Source organism: Algibacter sp., assembly GCF_029245835.1.
Lineage (GTDB): Bacteria > Bacteroidota > Bacteroidia > Flavobacteriales > Flavobacteriaceae > Algibacter_B.
Window position 1 is genome coordinate 1 of sequence record NZ_JAQWOO010000055.1, and the last position, 1763, is coordinate 1763.

Sequence of the window (1763 nt, forward strand, 5' to 3'; positions counted from 1 at the left end):
TATCACGATGTGCTTTAAAGTGAGCGATACAAGAAGCTTCACTATCAAAATTTGCTGTAAAACTGAAGATATTCATATGGTGGAATTTTTAGCTAATTTATGAATAAATTTTTAATTGTGATGTATTACGGATATTCAAAAAATTTTTAATTATTACTATTTACCTAGTTACAAAAACAACTAAGTAACTTATGTTACAAGTCATGACAATAGTATCGCCTAATTTTAGACTATATTATTCAAAACAAAATAGCTCATGAAAAATTTCATATTACTTATTCTCTTTTCAGTCTTTATTTTTAGCTGTAATAATCAAAAAAAAGAAGGGTATACTTCTTTCAAAAAACAAATGGAAGCTAACAAACATCCGGGGAAAAAGTTAATGGAAATTAATTGCTATGTCTGTCATAGCCCTACTGCAAGCCATGATGATAGAATTGCACCACCTATGGTAGCGATAAAAAAACATTATATTGATAACAAGACAACCAAAGAAGAATTTATTACAAGTATGCAAGCTTGGATAAAGAACCCTAACAAAGAAGACGCAAAAATGTTTGGCGCTGTAAAACGTTTTGGTGTGATGCCAAAAACACCTTATCCTGAAGAAACTATAGAGCAAATTGCCGATTACATGTTTGATTTTGATATTGAGCAACCAGAATGGTTTGAAGCGCATTTTAATGAAATGAACGTTAAGGGTAATGGAAAAGGCATGGGAAAAGGCAAAGGAAATGGGATGCACAAACAACAAGTTCAGACTAATTTTAAAGATTTACCTTATGGAGAACGTGGTTTAAAATATGCTTTAGCTACAAAAGCGGTTTTAGGTAAGAATTTAATGGGAACTATTCAAACAAAAGGAACATTAGAGGCTTTAGCTTTTTGCAATGAAAAAGCATATCCGTTAACAGATAGTATGGCTTTGGTACATAATGCTGCAATTAAAAGAGTTTCAGACAAGCCCAGAAATCCAAAAAACAAAGCAAACACTGAAGAATTAGCGCATATAAATACATTTAAACAAGTTGTTTTAAATAATAAAGAAGCAAGTCCTATTATAAAAGAATTAGAAAATAATGTAACGGTTTACTATCCTATAACAACAAATACAATGTGCTTACAATGTCATGGAAAACCTAATGAAACTATCGAGACATCAACATTGACAAAAATTGAGAACTTGTATCCTATGGATAAAGCAATTGGTTACAACATCAATGAAGTTAGAGGAATTTGGAGTATTACTTTTGATAAATAAATCAAGTCAGGTATGAGCAAATTTCAGAATTAATAAATCAAAACAAACCTCTAATAGTTAATTTTTAAGGATACTGACAAATATCATATTAAATAAAATTTAGCTTTAATATTTTTACTGTAATTAAAACAACAAAAGCATTTCTCATGATAACTCAAAATATAGCATTATACAATTGGAACAACGGCGTAATAATAATTGCTGTTTTTGGTCTGGTATGCCTGGTTTTAATAGGTTTATTAGTAAAATTTATGGCTACTAGCGATAGAAAAAAAGATGAGCCAATGGAAAAATAGTTATTGTTTAAAACTTGTCAAGTCCTAAATAAGCAATATAGATTATATAGTATTAAATTATTAATTAAAGAGGTCGTCTAAAAACAATTTAGGCGATCTTTTTATTTTTGGTCATTTAGGTTTTATTTTGACGCTCTTTGTTTTAATAGTAAATAATAATGTTGTTAAAATAGAGCAAAGCGATTTCTATATCGCCAAACTCACTT

2 protein-coding genes are annotated in these 1763 nt (G+C 29.2%); both read left to right on the forward strand.

Annotated elements, in window-relative coordinates:
• Nucleotides 1-256 precede the first annotated feature (256 nt).
• Complete coding sequence (locus P8K68_RS09140) at nucleotides 257-1261, forward strand: DUF3365 domain-containing protein (protein WP_300249864.1); 1005 nt, start codon at nucleotides 257-259, stop codon at nucleotides 1259-1261.
• Between the two features lie 146 nt (nucleotides 1262-1407).
• Nucleotides 1408-1557 carry a hypothetical protein gene (locus P8K68_RS09145; RefSeq protein ID WP_300249866.1) on the forward strand — a complete coding sequence of 50 codons (150 nt, stop codon included), beginning with the start codon at nucleotides 1408-1410 and terminating at the stop codon, nucleotides 1555-1557.
• The last annotated feature ends 206 nt before the right edge of the window (nucleotides 1558-1763 follow it).

What these genes read in the sequence shown, in the direction of transcription:
- P8K68_RS09140 (WP_300249864.1), top strand. Translation starts at nt 257, where the DNA reads ATGAAAAATTTCATATTACTTATTCTCTTTTCAGTCTTTATTTTTAGC.
- P8K68_RS09145 (WP_300249866.1), top strand. Translation starts at nt 1,408, where the DNA reads ATGATAACTCAAAATATAGCATTATACAATTGGAACAACGGCGTAATA.